This is a genomic window from Sporosarcina sp. UB5 (assembly GCF_050859005.1).
Lineage (GTDB): Bacteria > Bacillota > Bacilli > Bacillales_A > Planococcaceae > Sporosarcina.
Genome location: NZ_CP125984.1, coordinates 1,975,011 through 1,992,276, shown reverse-complemented (window position 1 = coordinate 1,992,276; position 17,266 = coordinate 1,975,011). Strand labels below are relative to the sequence as shown.

At 45.3% G+C, this 17,266-nt stretch carries 17 protein-coding genes; 4 read left to right on the top strand and 13 right to left on the bottom strand.

Going from position 1 to position 17,266, the window contains the following annotated elements; translation table 11 throughout:
* Positions 1 to 79: 79 nt before the first annotated feature.
* The 6 genes from QM454_RS10090 to QM454_RS10065 form a co-directional block, all read right to left on the bottom strand.
* Positions 80 to 1,633: a fatty acid--CoA ligase family protein gene (locus QM454_RS10090; protein WP_432357450.1), complete on the bottom strand. Its 1,554-nt coding sequence runs from the start codon at positions 1,631 to 1,633 to the stop codon at positions 80 to 82.
* 192 nt (positions 1,634 to 1,825) lie between these two features.
* Positions 1,826 to 3,751 carry an FtsX-like permease family protein gene (locus QM454_RS10085; protein WP_432357447.1) on the bottom strand — a complete coding sequence of 642 codons (1,926 nt, stop codon included), beginning with the start codon at positions 3,749 to 3,751 and terminating at the stop codon, positions 1,826 to 1,828.
* Between the two features lie 30 nt (positions 3,752 to 3,781).
* Positions 3,782 to 4,552: an ABC transporter ATP-binding protein gene (locus QM454_RS10080; protein WP_432357444.1), complete on the bottom strand. Its 771-nt coding sequence runs from the start codon at positions 4,550 to 4,552 to the stop codon at positions 3,782 to 3,784.
* Positions 4,533 to 5,555 (bottom strand): sensor histidine kinase, encoded by a 1,023-nt coding sequence (locus tag QM454_RS10075; protein ID WP_432357442.1) that lies wholly within the window; start codon positions 5,553 to 5,555, stop codon positions 4,533 to 4,535. The genes QM454_RS10080 and QM454_RS10075 overlap by 20 nt, the downstream gene beginning before the upstream one ends.
* Positions 5,552 to 6,256, bottom strand: a complete 705-nt coding sequence (locus QM454_RS10070; RefSeq protein ID WP_432357439.1) for a response regulator transcription factor — start codon at positions 6,254 to 6,256, stop codon at positions 5,552 to 5,554. The genes QM454_RS10075 and QM454_RS10070 overlap by 4 nt, the downstream gene beginning before the upstream one ends.
* A 406-nt stretch (positions 6,257 to 6,662) precedes the next feature.
* Positions 6,663 to 7,655, bottom strand: a complete 993-nt coding sequence (locus tag QM454_RS10065) for a lipoate--protein ligase (RefSeq protein ID WP_432357436.1) — start codon at positions 7,653 to 7,655, stop codon at positions 6,663 to 6,665.
* A 239-nt stretch (positions 7,656 to 7,894) separates the two neighbouring features.
* Here QM454_RS10065 and yhfH point away from each other — a divergent pair, with 239 nt between their 5' ends.
* The gene (yhfH, locus tag QM454_RS10060) at positions 7,895 to 8,020 is read left to right on the top strand and encodes a protein YhfH (RefSeq protein WP_432357433.1); all 126 of its coding nucleotides are present in this window, start codon (positions 7,895 to 7,897) and stop codon (positions 8,018 to 8,020) included.
* A 58-nt stretch (positions 8,021 to 8,078) separates the two neighbouring features.
* Here yhfH and hemY read toward each other — a convergent pair whose 3' ends face one another.
* From hemY to hemE, 3 genes are read right to left on the bottom strand one after another with little or no spacing between them, the layout of a single operon-like run.
* Entirely contained in the window at positions 8,079 to 9,515 is a 1,437-nt protein-coding gene (gene hemY, locus QM454_RS10055) for a protoporphyrinogen oxidase (RefSeq protein ID WP_432357431.1), read from the bottom strand.
* A gap of 21 nt (positions 9,516 to 9,536) precedes the next feature.
* Positions 9,537 to 10,469, bottom strand: a complete 933-nt coding sequence (gene hemH / locus QM454_RS10050; protein WP_432357429.1) for a ferrochelatase — start codon at positions 10,467 to 10,469, stop codon at positions 9,537 to 9,539.
* Between the two features lie 32 nt (positions 10,470 to 10,501).
* The gene (hemE, locus tag QM454_RS10045) at positions 10,502 to 11,539 is read right to left on the bottom strand and encodes a uroporphyrinogen decarboxylase (protein ID WP_432357428.1); all 1,038 of its coding nucleotides are present in this window, start codon (positions 11,537 to 11,539) and stop codon (positions 10,502 to 10,504) included.
* 215 nt (positions 11,540 to 11,754) lie between these two features.
* Between hemE and QM454_RS10040 the strand changes: the two genes are divergently transcribed.
* The 3 genes from QM454_RS10040 (at position 11,755) to QM454_RS10030 (ending at position 14,218) form a co-directional block, all read left to right on the top strand.
* Positions 11,755 to 12,270, top strand: a complete 516-nt coding sequence (locus tag QM454_RS10040; protein ID WP_432357427.1) for an antibiotic biosynthesis monooxygenase family protein — start codon at positions 11,755 to 11,757, stop codon at positions 12,268 to 12,270.
* A gap of 76 nt (positions 12,271 to 12,346) precedes the next feature.
* A complete protein-coding gene (locus QM454_RS10035; RefSeq protein ID WP_432357425.1) occupies positions 12,347 to 13,513 on the top strand; it encodes a M20 metallopeptidase family protein in 1,167 nt (388 codons plus the stop codon).
* A 168-nt stretch (positions 13,514 to 13,681) separates the two neighbouring features.
* Entirely contained in the window at positions 13,682 to 14,218 is a 537-nt protein-coding gene (locus QM454_RS10030) for a competence protein ComK (protein ID WP_432357424.1), read from the top strand.
* Here QM454_RS10030 and QM454_RS10025 read toward each other — a convergent pair.
* The 4 genes from QM454_RS10025 to QM454_RS10010 all read right to left on the bottom strand — a co-directional run bounded on the left by QM454_RS10025 (position 14,184) and on the right by QM454_RS10010 (position 17,180).
* Positions 14,184 to 14,558 (bottom strand): hypothetical protein, encoded by a 375-nt coding sequence (locus QM454_RS10025; protein WP_432357422.1) that lies wholly within the window; start codon positions 14,556 to 14,558, stop codon positions 14,184 to 14,186. The genes QM454_RS10030 and QM454_RS10025 overlap by 35 nt on opposite strands.
* A gap of 139 nt (positions 14,559 to 14,697) precedes the next feature.
* On the bottom strand, positions 14,698 to 15,270 hold the full coding sequence (locus QM454_RS10020; RefSeq protein WP_432357420.1) for a nuclear transport factor 2 family protein: 573 nt from the start codon (positions 15,268 to 15,270) through the stop codon (positions 14,698 to 14,700).
* A 60-nt stretch (positions 15,271 to 15,330) separates the two neighbouring features.
* Complete coding sequence (locus tag QM454_RS10015; RefSeq protein ID WP_432357419.1) at positions 15,331 to 16,005, bottom strand: response regulator; 675 nt, start codon at positions 16,003 to 16,005, stop codon at positions 15,331 to 15,333.
* A gap of 20 nt (positions 16,006 to 16,025) precedes the next feature.
* Positions 16,026 to 17,180 carry a sensor histidine kinase gene (locus QM454_RS10010; protein WP_432357417.1) on the bottom strand — a complete coding sequence of 385 codons (1,155 nt, stop codon included), beginning with the start codon at positions 17,178 to 17,180 and terminating at the stop codon, positions 16,026 to 16,028.
* Positions 17,181 to 17,266: the final 86 nt, after the last annotated feature.

Here is a 17,266-nt window from a genome sequence, read left to right as displayed (position 1 = left end):
GGATCTGAAGCAACGGCTGAGTGGACCTTGACGATAAAAACGAGCCCTTCCGCGAACTCACGTGGAAGGGCTCTACCATTTATACTTTCAATTGATCTTTCAACTGGCGGCGTAAAATTTTGCCGGTTGTGTTTTTCGGTAGTTCGTCTAGGAACTCAATTGTTTTCGGTACTTTATATTTTGCTAAGCGATTAGCGCAGAAGGCTTTTAGTTTATCTGCGTCCTCGACAGCGCCTTCTTTTAGTACGACGAACGCTTGGACTTCTTCGCCGAAATCGGGATCGGGCACGCCGATGACCGCTGCTTCGACGATGTCGTCATGTGTGAAAAGCACTTCTTCGACTTCCCGTGGGTAGACGTTGTAGCCGCCGACGATGATCATATCTTTCTTTCGGTCGACGATGTAGAAATAACCGTCTTCGTCCTGACGGGCTAAGTCGCCTGTGTAGAGCCAACCGTCACGGATAGCAGCTGCAGTATCTTCCGGCATTTTGTAATAGCCTTTCATGACATTCGGTCCTTGGACGACGAGCTCACCAACTTCGCCGACAGGCATTTCAGCGCCATATTCGTCCACGACTTTATTTACTACATTGATGATGTTCGTTCCGATTGATCCGGGCACCCGCTCGCGATCTAACGGGTTGAAGCATGTAACCGGTGACGCTTCGGACAGGCCGTATCCTTCTGAGATTTTCACATTGAATTTATTCTCGAAGTTATGGAGCAATGCGACCGGCAACGACGCCCCTCCAGAAATCGCTAGGCGGATCGTGCTGAAGTCTGCCGGGTCGCCTTCCGGGAATTGATAAAGGAAATTGTACATCGTCGGCACTCCCGCGAATACAGTCCCATTCTGTTCTTTAATTGTTTGGAACACATCCGCCGGACTAAAACGTGGTACGAGCAAGATTGTCGCCCCTTTTAATAATGGGGCATTTACGACGACGGTTAACGCGAATACATGGAAAACGGGCAACGTCGCGACGACCCGGTCGTTTTCCGAGAAACCTAAATAGTCCCCGACGTCACGCGCGTTCGAGTACAAATTTTTATGCGTTAGCATTGCACCCTTCGGATGACCAGTCGTTCCGGACGTATAAAGAATGACAGCGGTTTCATTTTCATCGACGGCAATCGGCTCGAGATCCGGTCGGCCTGTGGCGATTAATTGAGAAAACAATTTCACTTTCGCTTTCGCCTTCTCTGGCAATGCCGCCACTTTTTCTCCCGTTTCAGCACTCATTTCGCAGACGATATAGTGCTCGATCGAAGGAAACATCGATACGGAACTTTCGACGAGTGGCAATAGCTGATCGAGCGCGATGACCGCTTTTGCATCACTATTATGTAAAATGTACGAAATTTCGTCAGGTGTATAAATCGGATTGATTGGAATTGCTGTCGCTCCGATCCGCATCGTTGCGTACAACGAAATGAGGAAATGCGGTGTATTCCCTAATAAAAACGCGATATGATCGCCCTTTTCGATTCCAACCCCTTGCAATGCTGACGCAAGCATCGACACGGATTTGTCGAACTCGGCATATGATGTGTCTTTCCCCATGAAGTGATAAGCCGTTTTACTCGGCTGTAGCTTCGACGTCTCATAAACGTGTGACACTAAATTCATACTGAACACCCTCCCTTTTAGAATTGAATGAACAATCATTCATTTAACCCATCTATTATTATATAAGAAAAACTAAAAGTTCACAATACTTTTAGAAAATGTATAGAAATCAAAATTAGACATGCACTCTTTTTTATTTCAAAAAACATTCAAAAAGCCTTCCCAACTTTTCGTGGGAAGGCAACTACTCAACTAATTTTCAGCCACCCGAATATGCGCCAAGTAACGCCAACGGATGAGATAGAAATAAATGACTTGAAGAACCGTAAATCCGACGAGCACCATCGTCAGTTCGCGAACAATCGAAATTTCCGCGAGAGCGTCCCATATAACTTGCAACGATAGGAACGCGAACGAACTATGGACGAGCGCAACGCCCCACGGGACGAAAAATTGAGGGATGAGCTGTCGGTTAACGATTTTCTTGAATTCCTTGTCGGTAATGCCCATACGTCTAAGTACATCGAACTGCTTACGGTCGATGTCGAGCGATGTATACAAGCGGAAATAGATGAAGCTCCCTGCTGCAAGCAAGAAAACGCCAGCAAGCAACAACCCGATGAAGAGGAGCAATGTAAATGTCGTCCGCATGATGGAATAGTTTAAGCCGGGATTATCGAACGTGAAAAGGAGCTTGTTCCGTGTCCCAAGCAAAAGCGACTCAGAGACGGAATGCTCAATCGTCAGTCCAATGCTTTTCGTCTTCTGCCAGTCCGGAATGTCGAAAGCGTGATAGATGGACGCCGGCTCGATAAGCAAAGCGAGTTTTTCATAATCGGCGTCATTTAAAATAATTGTGTTCGTGGCGATTGCATGGGCCGGGAACAGTTCGTACGGGTAGGCTCCGTTTATTCGTACCGCGATGCCACTTTCCTCGAGCACCGTCTTAACGGATTGCTTGTTCAGCCGCTCAAATGTAGATACGGTTGGCGGCAAGAAGAGTGCTTCCCCTTCCTTTAATTCAAATGCGCCTTTGCCGAACGAACTTGCAAGTCTATTTACACTCGAAAGCTTGATGATCGAAACAGTATAGTCCGTTAACGACGATCGCTGTGCGAGCACTGGGAACCGGACGTATGTATACTCGATTTCATTCTTTCTCAGTTCATAGCCTAGCCGGTTAATATGCTCTTGCTCCAGTTCATTGCCCGGAAAACTTTCGTACACGAGGCCGAGCGGGTTCATTTCCCGGTATTGGGAAGCGAATGATGTGAGCGACGCAAGGATGCCGACCGACATGAATGCGACCGTCGAGACGATCGTGACGATGAAAAACATTCGGGCATTTTCCTTCAATCGGATGACACCTTCGGAAATCGCAAGCAAGCGGAAATGCCGCCAATAAAACTCCTTCCGCACTTTGAACAGATGGAGGATGAACGGTAAGGAGTCCGTGAAAAAGAAGTACGTACCGAGCGTCGCGAGCGGTGGCAACAAGAAGACGAGGCCGATGACGATGCTGTTCGACGTTAGAGCGGCCAAAGTATACGATAAGCCAAGTAGCACGAGGCCAACGACTCCACGGAATAATGAAAAACCGTGTTGCTCGACGCCGACACCGTCACTGCGGATTAACTCATCAAGCTTGCCAGTCCGAATGAAAACGGGTGCGACCCACGAAATAATGATGAACAAGCTTAAGAAAGCGCCGACCGTCAACGCGAACGGCTCCCACGATATGTACAACGGGAGCGCCGGCAGCATGACGATTCTTTTGACGACCATGAAGAAAAACTTCGAAAACATATATCCTAAAAACGTGCCAACACCGATCGATGCCGTGCCAATAATGAGCGTCTCGATGAAAATGAGACGATGTAATTGCCGCTTCTCCATCCCTAAATGAAGAAGGATGCCGAACTCCTTCGTCCTTGCTTGCAAAAATGCACGCATCGAATAAAAGAGGAAAAACATCGTAAATATGTAAAGGATGAGTTCAGCGATGCCCATGCCGAGTACGGCAATGTCTTGCAATGCACTTCCTTCAATCGACGGATGAAAGAGCAACATCGAATAAAGGAAAAACACCATAACCGAAAAAACGCTCGCCATGAAAAAGGCAGCGTAAATCCGCCGGTTGCGCACGACATTCCGAAAAGCAAACTGACGAAACGTCATGTCGTACGCCTCTCTATTTGGCTATCCGTCTTATAGCATCCGCAAATCATTAACATTCCCTCCAAGTAAACTGAGCACGTTCAAAATTCGTTGGAAAAACGTCTGGCGCCGCTCATCCTTGTAGATTTCATTGAAAAATTCCCCGTCCTTAATGAACAACACGCGGTCGCAATAGCTCGCTGCAATTGGATCATGCGTCACCATAATAATCGTCGTCTTTTCGGTTTGATTAACAAGGCTTAGCAATTCGAGAACTTCCTTTGCAGATTTCGAGTCGAGATTCCCTGTCGGTTCATCCGCCAAAATGAGTTTCGGCTTATGAATTAACGCCCTTCCAACAGCAGTTCGCTGTGCCTGTCCACCCGACAGCTCATCCGGACGACGGGTTAGAATTTCCTTTAAACTTAATTGTCCCGCAAGCCGATCGACCCGCTTTTGCATATCTTTAATCGGCAAACCGTCTAATGTGAGCGGCAAGACGATATTTTCTTCTACCGTTAAGCTTTTTAGCAAGTTAATGTCTTGAAAGACGAAGCCGAAGTTGTGCCGCCTAAACAGCGCCAATTCATTCGCTTTTAACGCTTCAGGCTCGACGCCGTCAATCGTAACGCGCCCGTACGTCGGTATGTCGATTGTCGAAATAATGTTCAACAACGTCGTTTTCCCGCTGCCGGAAGGTCCCATAATGGCGATGAATTCACCCTCATCCGCCTCAAAATCAAGGCGATTAAGTGCGCGGTGCATTACTTTCCCTTCGTAAATCTTCGTCACTTGCTCTAATTCAACGATTCTGTTCTTCATCTGCTTCACCTATCTCTCCATTTGTAAACAGAATCTTGACGGAAGTTCCTTGCCCGACTTCCGAACTAATCGTCAATGGATGCCCGAGCTTCAAACAAACCTCATCGGCGATATATAGTCCCATTCCTGTCGACTCACCAGTCAGACGGCCATTTTCACCCGTGAAGAACGCCTTCGTCACCCGTTTCAGATCGGATGCCGGAATGCCTACCCCTTCATCGCGAATAGTAAGTTCGAAGCCAATAGCGGTTTGTCTCGCTGACAAATAGAGACGCTTCCCTTTCTCAAACGTATATTTCACAGCATTCGTAATGAACTGCCCGATGGCGATTTTCATCCATTTTGCATCCGTCGCAACGACGAGCGACTCATCGATTGAAATGACCGGATAAACGCCATTCGTTATGAACAGTCGCTTATGATCTGTCACGATCTGCTGAATGAGACTCTTCAAGCCGACCCGTTCGATTTGCATGTCTTCCTCGAACGTCTCAAGACGCGCGTTGAGAAGGACGATATCGAGCCCTCGCTGGATCTTCTCCATTTCCTCGCTAATGCTCCGCTTATCAAGCTCACCTTCTTCTTGAAGGAGCAAGTTAATGACAGAAATCGGAGTCTTCATCTGATGCACCCATTGATTGACGAACTGGAGCTGCCTGTGCTGGGAGGCGTACAGCGATTGCACTTCGGCTTGGTATAATCCATACAAATCACGCATGAATGCAGCTGATTGAAGCTGCTCCGTCGTCTGCACATTTCGAATGAGCGCATCTTCCATCTTTTCCGGTTTACGCAAAATCGCGTTGTAATAATTACGCCGGGTAATAAATTTCCCGATGAGGAAGCCCGCTGTTAGCAACAAGCTCATTACAATCGAGTAAATAGCCGTATTGAGCCCCCGAAAGCCATCGAGCCAATACAAGATAAGTATGAACGTCACGAGCATCATCTCGAAGATGACCCACGACAAATGTTCTTTTAGAAATAAAACAATTTGCCTCATAATTCCTCCGGTGCGACGAGAAAACGATAGCCTGACCCGCGGACTGTCTCGATGATCGACTGCACGCCATAATCCGCCAGTTTTTTCCGTACACGCGTCATATTTACATTGAGTGTATTTTCGTCGACAAATGACTGGTCGTCCCATAATTCTTCGAGCAACGTCTCCCGTGAAACGACTTTCGGCGACGCCTCCATCAATAGCTCAAGGATGACACATTCCTTTTTCTGAAGAGGAATTTCCTCCTCCCGCAAATGCAACTCCATCCGCTCAATGAACAGCTCCAGCGAACCGAGCTTTACTGTGCGCTCCCCTTGGCTCGGCGCATATTCCCCAAACGCCCTTCTTAAATGGCTTCTAATCTTCGCAAGGACGATCTCGTAATGGAAAGGTTTCGTTATGAAATCATCCCCTCCGTTTTCAAGCGCAAACACTTGGTCCATATCGCCCGAACGCGCGGAGATGAAAATAATTGGGCACGTCGTCGTCTGCCGAAGCTGTCGGCACCAATAATAGCCGTCATACGAAGGCAGATTTATGTCGAGGAGAATTAAATGCGGATCGAACGCCAAACATTCCGCCTCCACATTATCAAAGTCCTCGACAATCGCTACGTCATACTGATATTTGCGCAACGTATCTGCTAGCAACCGCGCAATTTTTTTATCGTCCTCAACAATGAAGATACGGTGGTTCCTCATCGCAAATTCCCCCTTCTTTATTCCATATAGTATATCGCAAAAGCGCACTAGACGCTCGGTGGGCGGGAGGAGTTTGCTAAGAAATGGGTTATCACCGACTTTATAAGGTTTACCACCGACTCGAAGCACTTTACCACCGCTATTCGATGCGTTACCACCGACTCGGGGGACTTTACCACCGACTCTCGGCCTGTTACCACCAATTCCCGAATTTATCACCGCTTAACCGGAGTTTATCACCGTTCAGGTAGTCTTTATCACCGCTCAAGCACACTTTATCACCGTTCGCCCACTATATGGGAAAAACACGCCGATATTGAAGGCTATGTACGATGACCACACCACCTAAAACTACGTTGCATATACTATCGCAAAAGAAAAAACCGGCTATGCACCGGTTTTCAATTTAATAGATTAAATTAATGAATTCTTCTTTCGTAATGCCGCCTAGTAGCGTCGGAATATCGACTGCGTCGAGTGCTTTCGTAATAGACTCACGATCGTATTGAATGCCCTTCAGACTTTCCTCGACGACCGCTACATCACCTACACCGAAAAAGTCGCCGTAAATGTTAACGTCATCGATTTTTCCTGTTTCTACATGCAAGCGCACATCGATGCCGCCGACTGGGAAGCGGTGAGAGTGTTGCATATTGAATTTCGGGGATTTGCCGTAATTCCAGTCCCAATTTCCGTAACGTTCAGCGGATAGAGCTCGGATGTTGTCCCAATCTTCATCGGTCAGTTCCCAATATTGGATATTCTCTTCGCCTTCGAAAATTGATTTCAAAATCCCCATGCGGAATTGTTCGATCGTCATCGGTTCTTCGATGAACTCTGAAATGTTCGCAACACGGCTGCGGATTGATTTAATCCCTTTCGACTCGATCTTATCCTTTCGCACTTTCAAAGCAGACACGACACGCTCAATTTCTGTATCAAACATTAACGTCCCGTGTGTAAACATGCGGCCTTGTGTTGCAAATTGTGCATTTCCTGAAACTTTCCGTCCTTCAACGAGAATATCATTGCGTCCGATCAATTCTGCTGTGACACCCATTTCCGCCAACGCGTTAATGACCGGCTCGGTGAATTTCTTGAAGTTGCGGAATGACTCCCCGTCATCTTTCGTTATAAAGCTGTAGTTGAGATTTCCTAAGTCGTGGTACACAGCGCCTCCGCCAGAAAGTCTACGGACGACGTGGATGCCGTTCGCATCAACGTACTCGGTATTAATCTCCTCAACTGTATTTTGGTTCTTTCCGATAATGATTGACGGTTCGTTAATATAGAACAGCAGAAACGAATCTTTATCGACGTCCATATTTCTCAATACATACTCCTCGATCGCAAGGTTGATCCTTGGATCTGTAATGCCTTTATTATCAACGAAATACACACTAATCGCTCCCTATGTAAATGAATTCAACTCTATTTTATCCGAAATGAACAGAAAAGTGTTGACATTTGTTTCGCTGTTATATTACAATCAAACTATAAAATTTAGTTATAGAACACGAGGAGTATGACGTGAAAGTGACGAGTCCAACATCGTCTAATTTTTTTCACACATCTGTTATACTACAATGACCCAAACACCTATTTAGTATTAGTACAAAGAGACAGGAGGGAATACCGATGCTAGAGAACGTCATTGAGTTTTTTAAAAACCTACCTGCAAAAATATGTGCAGAGTGTGGAAAAGATATCGAGGAACAGCACGAATGCTACAGTAATAAATGCGATGAGTGCAATATCCTATAAGGTGAAACTTGTAGTAGTGGATAATTTCTAATAAATAAAACAGCTGAGAAACGATTTCTCAGCTGTTTTTCTTTGGCCATAATTCAGCAATGACTTCTTCCACGGCCGCTTTGCCTTGATTAATACAGTCCGGCAGTCCGACACCGTCATAAGAGGCACCTGCCAATTTGACGTTCGGAAAAGCCTCTTTCAATTCTGCACGAGCAGCATCGATTCGTTGGCGGTGCCCGACCCGATATTGCGGGCGGTCCTCCTTGAACCGTGTAATAATCGTAAAGTCTGGCTTGCCTTTAATTGTAATGATTTTCCCAAGGTCTTCGAGAACGATTCGTTCAATTTCGTCATCCGACAAATCGACGATTGCGTCTTCTCCGACCCGTCCGACGAATGCGCGCAGCAACACTTTCCCTTCTGGTGTCGACGTCGGCCATTTTCGATGTACCCACGTGCACGCAGTAATGGAGAAATCGCTGCTCCGAGATACGAGGAACCCAGTGCCTTCCGTATCTTGGACAATATTTTTTGCAGAAAATGCAAGAGCGACTGTCGCAACGGATGTCGTTTTAATTTCTTTCAGCCCTTCAAGCAGTCCGTAGGGGGCGAACAATTGGCTTGCCGTCATATGACCCGTCGTCACGATGACGGAGTCAGCTACAACCGTTTCACCGGTATTCAGTTCTAGGGATGTTTGCTCCCCGTGCTTCGCTATGCTTACGATGCGGACCCCTTTTCTCACTGTGCCAGGTTCCAAATGCTGTTCCGCTGCTTCAACGATTGATTCAAGGCCGTTTCTAAGCGAATGGAATGCCCCTTGTTGGGAAGCACCATGTCCATTCTTTTGCGGCACTTGCTTCGGCGTCATTTTTTTCATACCGAGGATGAGGCTACGGTGTTTCTTTTCTACTTCGTAAAATTGCGGAAACGTCGATTGCAAACTCATCTTGTCGATATCACCCGCATACACTCCCGATAACAACGGCTCAATGAGGTTGTCAACAATTTCCGTACCGAATCGGCGTCGGAAGAAGTGGCCAAGTGACTGGTCTCCTTCAATTCCTGAACGCGGCAAGACGAAATCGCCTGCCGCCCTCAGTTTACCTGCCATTGAAAACAAGTTGGATTTCAGAAACGGGCCAACTTTCGTCGGGATGCCCATAACAGAACCTCCAGGAATCGGCTGCAACTGACCATTCACGTGGATATACGCTTGACCTGTCGCATTGCGTACAAGGTCTCCACCAAGGCCGAGATCTTTCGCAAACGTATCCATACTTTTCTTTCGAATGAGGAAGCTGTCGGGCCCCCGTTCAACAACAAAGCCGTCGCGACGGACTGTTTGGATTTTCCCACCAAGCCGATTTGTCGCTTCAATTAGCATTACTTCAATTGGCAAGTTTTGTTCACGTGCCGTTTTTTGCATATAAAATGCTGCAGAAAGGCCGGTGATCCCTCCACCAACGATGACGACTCTTTTCTTTTGTTCACTCATGTCCATCATCACTTCCTTGCTGCCTGTTTAGGCTTCCTTCAATTGTTCCAAAACCGCATCTGCCATTGCGCTAATGAAAAGCGGATCCGTATTCGGCATAGCCGGACGGTAATACGATGCACCGATTTCATCACATACGACTTTACACTCGTAGTCATTATCGTAAAGGACTTCCAAATGATCCGATACGAAGCCGACCGGTGTGTAGACGAACGTTTCATAACCTTTCTCTTCATGCAAGTCACGCGTCAAGTCTTGAACGTCGGGTCCGAGCCATGGCTCGCCCGTCTGCCCTTCACTTTGCCAGCCGACTGCATATGTTTCCACTTCTGCCGCTTCCGCTATTAATTTAGCAGTCTCTTCCAGTTGCTCCGGATACGGATCTCCGAATTGCGTAATCTTCTCAGGCAAGGAGTGCGCCGAAACGACGAGGCACGCCTTTTCACGTTCCGCATCACTCATGCTCGCGTACGTGCTACGGATTTTATCAGACCAGTATTCGATGAATTTCGGTTGCTTGTACCAGCTTTCGACCGATGTAATGGAAATGCCATGCTTTTCGGCTTCTTCCTTTGCACGTTCATTGTATGATTTAACGGAGAATGTTGAATAATGTGGTGCCAAAACGATCGACACTGCTTCGTTAATTCCGTCAGCCTTCATCTGCTCGACCGCTTCTTCGACGAATGGTGTAATATGTTTCAAACCGACATAGACGGTGAATTCGATTTTCTCCTGCATCGCATTTAGTCGTTCGCCAAGCGCGTTCGCTTGGTTTTCCGTAATTTTTGCAAGCGGAGAAATGCCACCAATTGCTTTGTAACGCGCCTTTAAATCTTCCAATTGTTCCGGTGCTGGCGGACGACCGCGCCGGATATGCGTGTAGTACGGCTCAATATCCTCTTCCTTGTATGGCGTTCCGTACGCCATAACTAAAAGACCCATTTTCCTTTTTGTCATCAGTTGCACCTCTTTGCCAGTTTTATTTGCAATTACTTCCTCAGTTGCGCGCTATATTCATGAACGAATTCTGTTAGTCGTTTTAATGTTGCTGGCTGAACTTCAGGGAAGACGCCGTGACCGAGGTTGAAAATATGGCTGCCGTGCTCGACACCTTGCTCGACAATTACTTTCGCACGCTCCTCGATAATATCCCAATCTGCTAGAAGCAATGCAGGATCCAAGTTTCCTTGTAATGTTTTCGTCAATCCTCTTTCGCGAGCTTCCGTAATTGATAAACGCCAATCCAAGCCGACAACATCGACAGGAAGGTCATGCCATTCGTTCGCCAAATGACTTGCCCCGACACCGAATGTGATAAGCGGCACATTTAATTCACGAAGCTCATTAAAAATACGCGTCATGACAGGTTTAATGAAAGTCCTATAATCGGATACATTTAATGCACCAACCCATGAATCAAACACTTGGATAGCCGCAGCTCCTGCATTTACTTGAGCTTTAATTGATGTGATGATTGTATCGCCTAATTTATTCATAAGCGCAAACCATGCTTCAGGCTCTGACACCATGAAGGATTTTGTCAAATTATAGCTTTTGGACGGACCGCCCTCAATCATATAGCTAGCTAATGTGAATGGCGCACCTGCGAAGCCGATTAACGGCACATTCAATTGCTCTTTTAATATTTTAATTGTATCCATGACGAACGGGATATCGTCCTCTGGCGAAAGCTCCCCGAGGTTATGAACGTCCTGCACCGAACGAATCGGATTTGAGATAACTGGGCCGACTCCCGATTTTATTTTCACGTCCACTCCGATGCCCGGAAGCGGCGTAACAATGTCCTTATATAAAATAGCCGCGTCGACATTGTATTGGTCAACTGGAAGCTTTGTTACATACGCGCAAAGCTCTGGCTGTTGCGTAATCTCTTCTAGTGAATACTTTTCCTTTATTTTGCGGTATTCAGGCTGAGAACGTCCCGCCTGCCTCATGAACCAAACCGGTGTATGGTCGATTTTTTCTCCTCTAGCAGCACGAAGCAGTGTATCGTTAAATGTTGTCATCAATCGATTCCCCACTTTCTTTATAATCATTCTCAAAGTTCACATATACGATAATGAATATAGACGTTCTACTTTCATATGTATAGTGATTGGTCTGATTTGTCATCAAATTGTGCTTACTTTTTTCTTTACTGCCACGGATTCGACACATTTGTTTTAATTGTCCCAATAAGAGAAAATATAAGTAGCAGTTATTCGTTGAGGAGGGTTTCAGCATGTATATGTATGTAACGACCGGAACAGAGGATTTTATGGAGCAACTTCAAAAGCGTCATGCGAATAAAGGATTGATCCTCATGAAAGACGTGAATCAATGCCTTCTTTTGCATGAAACTGAAGGGAAATCAATTTTCCAAACACCGAGACGGTATGAAGTAATTGCCACAGCCGGCGAATTAAAAGAGGAAGGCTACTTCGTCTTCCATAACATTCCTGTCACAGATGAAAGCAAGCCAGTATTCGAACACCGCTTTTCCGCGAGCGACACCCAGATTGAAAGCGAGCAAGGTTTTCTCGCTTTCCGGCTGTTGCGCCCACTCGGTTCGGACACGTATGTCATTATGACCGAATGGGAAGCAGCGTCGGATTATGATCGTTGGACTCATTCACAGTCGTTCCAGCAATCCATTTTTTCGGCCGACATGAATGAATTTGCTAGAGACACGACACATATTTTTTCCAGCGCAGCTTATATTTCGACGTATGTCGCAAAAATTGATGACGATGAATAATTTTTAACTGGATTGCGGCACATAAAGCGTATTATAATTATAAATACAAATTAGGCGTTTTGAGAGGGGTATTTGAATGAATGAGAAACTGTTCGAAAAGTTAGATCTCGCTTATGAAGAGATGGTCGTCATCCGTAGACATTTGCATATGCATCCTGAATTATCATTCCAAGAGGAGAAAACCGCGCAATATATCCATGATTTCTACGCAGATCTTGGTGTTGAAGTACGCACAGGTGTCGGCGGCAACGGCGTAGTAGCACGTGTTAAAGGTGCGCGTCCCGGCAAGACAGTCGCTTTGCGAGCTGATTTCGATGCCTTGCCAATTCAAGATGAAAAGGATGTCCCTTACAAATCGACGGTGCCCGGCGTTATGCACGCCTGCGGACATGATGGCCATACAGCCGCATTGCTGCAATTAGCGAAGGCTATCCATGAGTTGCGGGAGGATCTCGCAGGGGAATATGTCTTCATTCACCAGCACGCCGAGGAGTTTGCTCCGGGTGGGGCCATTTCAATGATTGAGGACGGTTGCCTAGACGGTGTCGATGTCATTTTTGGTACGCATCTTTGGTCGCTCATCCCCTTCAAAACAATCGAATATTTGACAGGTCCGATTATGGCAGCTGCCGATCGATTTGAAATTACGATTCAAGGTGCAGGAGGTCATGGAGCGGCACCGCATCAAACGAAGGATGCGATTGTCATCGGTGCCCAACTCGTCATGAACTTACAACAGCTCGTCTCCCGTCGAGTCGATCCGATTGAATCGGCTGTATTGTCTGTTGGCTCATTCGTTGCCGATAACGCGTTCAATGTCATCGCCGATACTGCAACGCTTCGCGGTACGGTTCGTACATTCAATCCTGACATCCGTGACTTAATGGAGCGCGAGATGGCCCGAGTCGTTGAAGGTACGGCGCTTGCCAACGATTGTGAAATCCAGTTCGACTATATCCGCGGCTATCCTGCCGTCGTGAACCATCAAGCTGAAACCGAGTATTTGAAAGATGTTGCCGAATCGGTTCCTGGCGTCGAGCACGTCGTGGAAAGCAAGCCGCAAATGGGCGGCGAAGATTTCGCATACTACTTGGAAAAAGTGCCTGGCACATTTTTCTTCACAGGTGCCCAGCCAGCCGAGACGTATCCTCACCATCATCCGAAATTCGACTTTGAGGAACAGGCGATGCTGCTTGCAGCGAAAACGCTTGGCGCTGTTGCATTGGACTACCAAGCTGAATAATTTACTCATTCCCCCGTCTACTAACGGGGGATTTTTCATGTCAATCTATAGTAGTATCGAACCCCATCTAATAGTTCTAACTATTCATTAAAAATACTTGTTTTTCTAATTTTCTGTTCTATAATACTATAGTGAGGGATGGAATAATAAGGATAGGAGGAAAAGGATTTGACTGAATTTGTAACTAGGTATTATGTATCATTCGATACTCTCATGTTGCAACCGTTTGAAGAAGGTAACAAAACCTTTACAAAGGTAATTGAGCGAAATAGAACACTTACAGTTTTACAAAAACCGATACATATCGTGACCGGTTCTTGCACTTTCTATGGCTCTAGCTATCAAAATGTCATGAATACGTCCAGAGTATTATTTGGGGAAAATAAACAGAAGGCGCCAATTCTAACAGCAAACGCTTTCGGCATTCCATTAATCCTCATTCCAACATTATCTCCTCTATCGGATCAAAATGTATGGATTTCTTATCATGCAATTGATTTTTTTGAAACAGACGGCTTAGGTACATCCGTCACATTGGAAAATGGGGAAAAATACAAATTAGGAATTTCAATTCCAACGATGTATCGTCAATTTTCGTTGGCAAGATTACTCGAGAGGGATTTCTTGAAACAGCAAAAGGCTTTCGATCGTTCCCCTTTTCTGTTTTCGCCTAATGGCCCGCCGGCTGATTACCCGATCTTGTAAAATACAAGTCCAATAATTCTTCGGTCCGGTTGCGGAGACGGACATTCAAATAACGACGATGATCTTCATAGCCGCCGTTAATGAAAATGTATTCGGTGAACATACTATCCCTCGTTTTCCGAATCACTTTCATATTATTCCGTCGCAAATAAAACGTCGTTTCTTGCAGTTCACTTTGGACTTGTTTTATCGTAGCGTCGACCATCTTTAAGTAAGGCCCCTTCAATTTGAATGGGCCTTTTTCGAATAGTTCCCGATCGCGTTGCAACACAATTAGGACCATCGGCAAGTAAATCATGTTTTCAAAATGGGGCAATGCCTTCGCCGGAATTAAAGGCATCACTGTTTCCTCCTTTCAAAAGGAACATTTGTTCCCATTATACCTTTTTCATTTCCGGAATGCAATATAAGTATTGAAAAAGCTGCCCGCAAATTGCACGGGCAGCTTCAGTCTGTGGAAATATTTTTATAAGTAAACGTTATTTCTGGTCTTCCATATAGTAAACGGAATTCACTTTCCATTCCCCGCCCTCTTTCGTAAAGACGGTTACTTGCCTGCCATCCCGGTTCGTCTGTAAGCCGGTAGACTTCTGTTTCATCTTCGTCAACAAATTTGCAAACACTTGGGCTTCACCCGTATCCGCATCAAATTTCACGATTGTAACATCCTTAGCATTACGGGACAATTCGTATTGTTCAAATACGCTTTGAATGTACTCGCGCTCTTCATCCAAATTGAAGCTTTTTGGGTTTTCGGAAAGCGTGTCCATATATTCATCAATTTGTTGAGTGTTAAATGCACTGATATACGTATCGAATGATTGGATAATAAGCTCTCTCTCTTCCGCCGGCACATTTGCAGCCTCTTCGATTGCACCGCCAGTCAAGTTAAAGCCGACTTTATTATCTTTGACGCCGTGATCGATTGAACCGAATTCAGTCGGGGTTTCCCCGTCATTGACAGAACCGTAGTTCGAACTCTCTTCTTTTTTCGAACATGCGCCAATGATAAGCACGAAGGTAAAAATCGAGAAAACAAGAATTCTTTTCATTAATATTCCTCCTGTACGATAAAAGGGACCTTCGATGTGAAGGTCCCTTTTAGTATAACATCACTTTACTTCTACCCAACCGTTTTTGATTGCGGTGACGACTGCTTGTGTCCGATCGTTGACACCCATTTTTTGCAAAATGCTCGAAACGTGATTTTTAACTGTTTTTTCTGAGATGAAGAGTGTTTCCCCAATTGTCCGGTTGCTCTGGCCATCGGTCAATAGTTGTAACACTTCGCATTCGCGCTTCGTTAATAAATGAAGCGGTCGGCGAATATCATTTTGTTGGAAAGATCCTTTATGTTCCCGTTCACTTAGCCGGCGGAATTCCGACACTAAATTATGTGTCACTTTAGGATGTAAATAAGATCCGCCAGTCGCGACGACTTTAATTGCTTGGACAATTGCGTCGGCGTCCATTTCCTTAAGCATGTAGCCGAGCGCACCTGATTTCAATGCGTGCGACACATATGTTTCATCGTCATGGATAGAGAGCATAATTACTTCCGCTTCCGGAAATTCACTTTTCAGTACTTCCGTCGCCTCTACTCCATTCATTCCTGGCATGTTGATATCCATCAGTACGACGTCTGGTTCAAAGCGTCGATATAAATCGACTACTTCACTGCCATCGTCTCCTTCTCCAACAACTTCAAATGAAGCTTCAAAGTCAAGAATTCTCTTGACCCCTTCGCGGAATAGCTGATGGTCATCTACAATTAATATTTTCGTCATTGTCATTCCCTCCCAATACCCTATTCAATTAAATTATCATGTAACGGAATACGGAATAATACGGTTGTACCGTTGCCAATTGTCGACATGATTTTCATCTCGCCTTTTAGCAGCTCGACGCGCTCCCGCATCCCTATAATGCCAAATGATTTATCTTTAGTTTGACTTGGGTCAAACCCTTTGCCGTCATCTTTTACAACTATGTTCATTGTATCATGAAGCCATTCGACTTTCACCCAAACATTTCTAGCCTTACCATGTTTAAGTGCATTAGAAATGCATTCCTGAACGAGTCGGAAAACCGCCACTTCAATACTAGATTCAAATCGCTTCTCGGCTCCACTATTCATAAAATGGATAGTAACATCTTTTTCATACTCCATAACAGTTGAAGTATACTTTCGAAGCGTTGGGATCAATCCAAGATCATCCAATGCCATCGGACGTAAATCATAGATAATGCGACGGACTTCAAGAAGGGCATTCCTAACCATTTCTTTCAATTGACTAAGCTCAGATAAAGCATCAATTGGTCCTCTTTCGTTAAATGTCTTTTCAATGAGTCCCGATCTTAGAAGCACATTTGCGAGCATTTGAGCTGGTCCGTCATGGATATCGCGTGATAATCGTTTGCGCTCTTCTTCTTGGGCTTGAATAATTTGAATGGCAAACTCCTGTTTTTGTCGGGCCGTTTCCAATACCTCTCCGACTTTTCTCAAGTCGGATGTCAAGTATGTAATAACCGTCGTCACTTGATTGACTAGATGATCGGCCTTTTCAATTGTTTCCAAAAGGGCTGCAATGCGTCGATCTAACTCGTCCCGCCGGACACGCAATTGCTTTTCTTCCATTCGGTTAATTGATAATCTGACGAGTAAATCGTTAGCCATTTCATACGCTTGACGTACTTGTTCTTCGGAATAATTCATAAAGTTTTTAGATACATCTGCTAATCTTCTTCGGGATTGTCGTGTCATATCCTCTAAGTAATCACCTTCAGTTATTACCCGGGAAATATCTTCTTTAACAACAACGAGTTCTGTTTGCATCTCTTGGAAGGTTTGACGGCTTTGTTCGCTAATCGTAAATATGTCGTTTTTAGATTGATCCATCACATTTACCATATTATCGAATATCTTTTCCAACTTTTGTATATCAACTGCATTCTCCGTCATCGAAACCCCTCCAATCTGGAATGCACTAAGCTAAACATAGGTAATGTTGCAGTATTCCTTAATTCCTTATACACTTTATTATTATA